Source organism: Parolsenella sp., assembly GCF_982402205.1.
The window spans coordinates 1-4,788 of sequence record NZ_CEVYAT010000124.1 but is presented as its reverse complement, the minus strand read 5'-3'; the positions used below and the strand labels follow the sequence as shown (position 1 = coordinate 4,788).

Sequence of the window (4,788 nt, the reverse complement as noted above, 5' to 3'; positions counted from 1 at the left end):
CCCGCCGTTTTCAGGCCCCATCCAGACACCTGGAAGAGCCTTTAAACCTAAAAATATAATTATTCCTTATATATGGCAGGAAATCGATAGGCAGTCTGGGGGGATTTGCGGCGGAGGGGAGGCACCGGAGGCAAGGCAGGGCTGCCGTCGGCACTGCCGATAGTCGCCGAAGCCCATCTGCCGTCGACGCCGCCGCAAGTCGCCGAGGCCCACGATTTATAACGTTTCGACCGTCAAAACGGGCCAGAAACGTTATAAAACGTGGGTTTCGGGGGCTGGGCAGCATCGCGCCAACGAGAAGCAGCCCCAACCACCGGGGCCGAGGCTGCCAAACGAACGGCTATGTCATCCGCGCGCCCCCGCACTCGCCCGTCGCGGACACGCGATGCTCGCCAGCTAGATCCTGGCCACGCCAGACTTGCGGGCGGCCCCGGACACAGCAGTAGCCACGGCTGCGGCCACGCGCCCGTCAAAGACGCCGGGGATGATGTACTCGGCGTTGCGCCTCTCGTCATCCACCAGACCGGTGATGACGCAGGTGACCGCCTCCATCATCTCATCGTTGATGTCGGACGCGCGGACGTCGAGCGTGCCACGGAAAATATCTGGGAAGGCGAGCACGTTGTTGGTCTGGTTCGAGAAGCCCGAGCGACCGGTTGCGGCGATGGCGACACCCGCGGCGAGGGCCTCGTCAGAACAGTCGCGCGAAACAGATTGCAGAAACCTTACGGCCTCTGACCCATGCCGCCTTCGAGGGTAACCGTCTCTCCGTTCATGTACTTGAAGTCGGGACCGCAGAGCTGGACGACGACGCGGCCAATCTCCTTCTCGACGTCGCCGTAGTGGCCGGCGGGCGGCATGTGGACGTTGGCCTTGAAGGCCTCGGGATAGGCGGCCTCGAAGTTCTCGAGCTGGGTCGTCCAGGCAAGCGGGCAGACGATGTTGACGTTGACGCCGTCCTTGCCCCACTCGTTGGCGGCAACGCGGGTGAGGCCGCGGATGCCCTCCTTGGCGGCAGCGTAGGAGCACTGGCCGTAGTTGCCGAAGAGGCCGGCGCCGGAGGCGAAGTTCACGACGGAGCCCTTGGTCTCCTTGAGGTGCGGGTAGGCCTTCTGCATGTAGAGGAACGTGGCGTAGAGGCCGGAGTAGATGGCGAGGTTGAACTGGTCCATCGTGTGGTCGGCGATCGTGACGCCGGAGGCCGAGGCCTGGGCGTTGTTCACAAGGGCGTCGATGCGGCCGAATTCAGCGATGGCCTGGTCGATGACGTTCTGGACAACGGCCTCGTTGTCCTGGCCGGCGGAGACGTCGGCGGCGACGGGCAGAACCTTGATGCCGTAGTCTGCCTCGAGCGACTCCTTGGCGGCCTCGAGCTTGGCGACGTTGCGGCCGGTGATGACGAGGTTTGCGCCCTCCTTGGCAAACGCGATGTCGATGCCATAGCCGATGGAGCCGGCGCTGCCGTCCTTGAGGGTTGCCTTGCCGCCGCCGGTGACGATGACGGTCTTGCCAGTGAACAGGCCCATGTCTGCCTCCCAGATCGTCGGCTCCAAGCGCTTCTGCGTGGTTCGCCAGGGGCCTCAAACCGTATCCCAATCGATTCTTGATACCGACGGCCTTCCGGACGAGCGGGGCGTCAGAGCCACGCGGGCGGCAGGTGCGGCGGTGAGCGGTAGCCATGCGGCCGCGAACGGCACGTCTCCGTGGTGCCGCTCTTCTCGCACGCCTATAACGCAGCAGATCAGGCGCTCACGGCACGCGGATGGCGCAGCTAGCGAGACGCCTTCCTCGCCTCGGCCTTAGCGCGCTTTCGCTCGTCGCGGCGCTCGTGGCGCTCGATCGCCGCCTCGGCCGCGGAAAAGCGGCAGCCGCAGTAGTTCTGGCGATACATCCCCAGCTCACGGCTCTCGCGGGTGGCGTCGGCGTAGAAGGGGCGCCAGTCGCGGATCACGGGCACAAGTCCGTGCGCTCGGGCCTGCCGCTCGAGAATCTCAGAGCACTCGTCAAACAGCTGGTAGGGCGAGACGGCAAGGGTGGTCGAGATGTGGGTAAAGCCCAGATCGCGGGCCGCGACGCAGGCCTGGGAGAGACGGATGGCGTAACAGGCTCGGCAGCGGGCCTCGCGGTTAAACCCCAGCGGGGCGCAGGCGCGCTCCCAGGCCTCGCGCTGCTCGGCGGCCGTCTTGGTGCCCACCAGCCCGCTCCCCGCGCCGCGCTCGCAGCGCACCACAGCGATGCCCTTGGCATCTGCCCAGGCAAGCAGGGTCGCCAGGCGCAGGTCGTGCTCGGCGACGGGCTGGATGTTGGGATTGTCCCACAGGATGGTGGGCTCAAAGCCCTCCTCGCGCAGGTGCTTCAGGGGCTCGAGCGAGCAGGGACCGCAGCAGGCGTGCAGGGCAAGAGGCGTCACGCGCGCTTCCCTCCCTCAGGGTTGGGCGTAACGCGAGCAGCGAGCTGCTGCTCGTAGAGGCTGCTCGCGCTCGAGAAGTCGCCGGGCAAGACCACGCTCGAAGAGCCCTTCTCGGCAAAGGACTCCATCATCGAGACCCACTGGGTGAACTCGAAGAGGCGGTTTGCCTCCTCGCTCGAGAGCTCCGAGCCCTTGATGGTGTCGATCGACTCCTTGATGCCACGGGCTATGGCAATGCGCTGGTCAGCGATGCCCTTGCCTTCGGCAGCCATGGCCTCGGCCTTGGCCTGGGCGGCGATGACGGTCTTGGCGCGGGCCGCCTCGGCGTCATTGCGGGCGCTCTCGAGGTTGTTCTTGGACGCCACGATGCGGTTCATCGACTCCTGGACCTCGGCCGGCAGGCGAATCGAGGTGATAAGGGTCGTCACGAGCACGTAGCCGTAGTCGAGCATCTTGGTGGCCACGACCTCATCGATGGCAGTGGCAATGGCGTCCTTCTCGGAGAAGACCTCGTCGAGCGTACGGTTGGGAATCTGGCTGCGCAGGGCGTCTGCCAGGTAGTCCTTCATCTGGCTCACGGGATCGGTGAGGGTATAGAAGCTCTTCCAGATGCCCGACTCCGCGCCCATGTTGGCGTGCGTGGCGTCAACGTGGTACTGGATCGAGACGTCGAGCTCGATCGTGACGTTGTCGTGCGTCTTGGCGTCAAACGTCATATGCTGGTCCTCGGTCATGAGGTCGACGTCGTGGGCGGTGTCGATGAAGGGGATCATAACGTGAAAGCCCGGGCCCTTGATGCCGCAGAAGCGACCCAGGCGCTCGATGATGGCAACATGCTGCTGACGCACGACGTAGCCGCAGCGCACCGCGACCACGACGACGATGATGACGAGAACGATGAGGGCCATGATGACTCCTTGGTCTTGCGGCCGGCGACTTGTTCCGGCCAATTGAGGGAGACTATAGCGCAGCTGCGTGACACTAATCCGCGTAGTCGAAGTCCTCGAGCATGCGGGCCGCCGAGTCGCTCATCTCGCGCGAGAAGTCCGAGTTCCACTTGCGGCGGCAGAAGGCGCCAAGCCAGGCCTCGAGGCCGTCGTCGGGGTCTGAGGTGTGGCCCTCCTTCTGGGAGAGCACGCCGAGCAGCTCGTCATCGGGCAGGTCCTGGTAGCTGTTCTCGAAGACCACGCTCTCGAGGTCAAAGCGGCGCGGCTTCTTGCGCTCGAGCTGGTGGGCCGTGGGGTGTCCCATCACGAGCATCGCCGCAGGCACCACGTAGCGGGGGCACCTCAGCAGCCTGCTCTGTTCCTCATGCCGCTCGAGGATGTCGCCGATGTAGCACGAGCCGATCCCCAGGGAATGAGCCGCAACCACGGCGTTTTGCGCCGCACACATGACGTCCTCGAGGGCAAGCAGCGCGTCTCCCTTGCCGGGGCGGCGGGGAGCGGCGCCCGCAAGCTCGAAGGCGCGCCACCAGCGGCGAACGTCGATGCAGAAGACGAGGACGAGCGGCGCCTTGGCGATGAAGGGCTGGTCGTCGCAGGTGTGGGCAAGCGCCTGCTTGAGGGTGGGGTCGCGTGCCACGATGATGCTGTAGAGCTGCTGGTTGCCGGCGGTGGGCGCCTGGCAGGCGGCCTCTAGGATGGCGCGCTCGTCGGCCTCGCTCACGAGTTCGTCGGTGAAGGCCCGCGTGGACTTGCGAGCAAAGAGCTGTGACATGACCTCGTTCATGGAAGATCCTCTCGGCATGTGCGGGACGGCGGGGTGTCCGCAGGGGCCCGAATGTGTAAGACACTCGTAAGCTACTTTTCGACTATGTTAACGTCTAGCTTGCGAAACACAGATGCAACGAACGCACGGGATTATATGCGCAAGCGCGGCGTGCGGAGAGGTTTTACCCTTCCTCCCTTCCCTCTCCGCACGCCGCACGGGCTTGTGGACCCGCTAGTCCTCCGGTGCAACGTAGGAGAAGTACTCCGTCTTGCCCGAGAGAACGCCGTCGTAGAATTCCTGTTTCCAATCGATATAGTCAATCGCCGCCTGAATCTGCTCCATCTGGCGCTCGAGCTCGGCATGCTTGGCCGCGAGGAACACCTTGCGCTCGGGGATCGTCGCCTTGCCGCGCACGCACAGGTCCAGGTAGTGCTGCATCTCGGAGATGGACATGTTACAGCGCTCGAGGCACGAGCGACTATTGAGCCAGGCAACGTCGCGGTCGTCGAACACGCGGCGATTGTTGGCGTCACGCTTGACGTTGGGCACCAGGCCGCGGTTGCAGTAGAACTTGAGCGTCTCGTAGGTCATGCCGCACTCCTCGCACACCTCCTTCATGGTGTGGAGCTTGCCAGCGGCGACGGGGCCGGTGGGCGGCCTCGTGG

6 protein-coding genes are annotated in these 4,788 nt (G+C 64.7%); all 6 read right to left on the bottom strand.

From position 1 onward, the window contains the following. Positions 1-396: 396 nt before the first annotated feature. A complete protein-coding gene (locus AC1VTH_RS06715; protein ID WP_481335391.1) occupies positions 397-666 on the bottom strand; it encodes a malic enzyme-like NAD(P)-binding protein in 270 nt (89 codons plus the stop codon). 59 nt (positions 667-725) lie between these two features. After that, positions 726-1,526 carry an SDR family NAD(P)-dependent oxidoreductase gene (locus AC1VTH_RS06710; RefSeq protein ID WP_481335390.1) on the bottom strand — a complete coding sequence of 267 codons (801 nt, stop codon included), beginning with the start codon at positions 1,524-1,526 and terminating at the stop codon, positions 726-728. Between the two features lie 245 nt (positions 1,527-1,771). Beyond that, positions 1,772-2,410, bottom strand: a complete 639-nt coding sequence (locus AC1VTH_RS06705) for an epoxyqueuosine reductase QueH (protein ID WP_481335389.1) — start codon at positions 2,408-2,410, stop codon at positions 1,772-1,774. Next, positions 2,407-3,318, bottom strand: coding sequence for an SPFH domain-containing protein (locus AC1VTH_RS06700; RefSeq protein WP_481335388.1), 912 nt, complete (start codon positions 3,316-3,318; stop codon positions 2,407-2,409). Before AC1VTH_RS06700 ends, AC1VTH_RS06705 begins: the two co-directional genes overlap by 4 nt. Positions 3,319-3,391: 73 nt before the next feature. After that, on the bottom strand, positions 3,392-4,141 hold the full coding sequence (locus AC1VTH_RS06695; RefSeq protein ID WP_481335387.1) for a nitroreductase family protein: 750 nt from the start codon (positions 4,139-4,141) through the stop codon (positions 3,392-3,394). Between the two features lie 213 nt (positions 4,142-4,354). Next, a partial coding sequence (locus AC1VTH_RS06690; RefSeq protein ID WP_481335386.1) for a MerR family transcriptional regulator occupies positions 4,355-4,788 on the bottom strand: 434 nt, incomplete at its 5' end.

Coding starts and splice junctions, on each gene's coding strand:
- AC1VTH_RS06710 (WP_481335390.1), bottom strand. CDS start 1,526: ATGGGCCTGTTCACTGGCAAGACCGTCATCGTCACCGGCGGCGGCAAG.
- AC1VTH_RS06700 (WP_481335388.1), bottom strand. CDS start 3,318: ATGGCCCTCATCGTTCTCGTCATCATCGTCGTCGTGGTCGCGGTGCGC.
- AC1VTH_RS06695 (WP_481335387.1), bottom strand. CDS start 4,141: ATGAACGAGGTCATGTCACAGCTCTTTGCTCGCAAGTCCACGCGGGCC.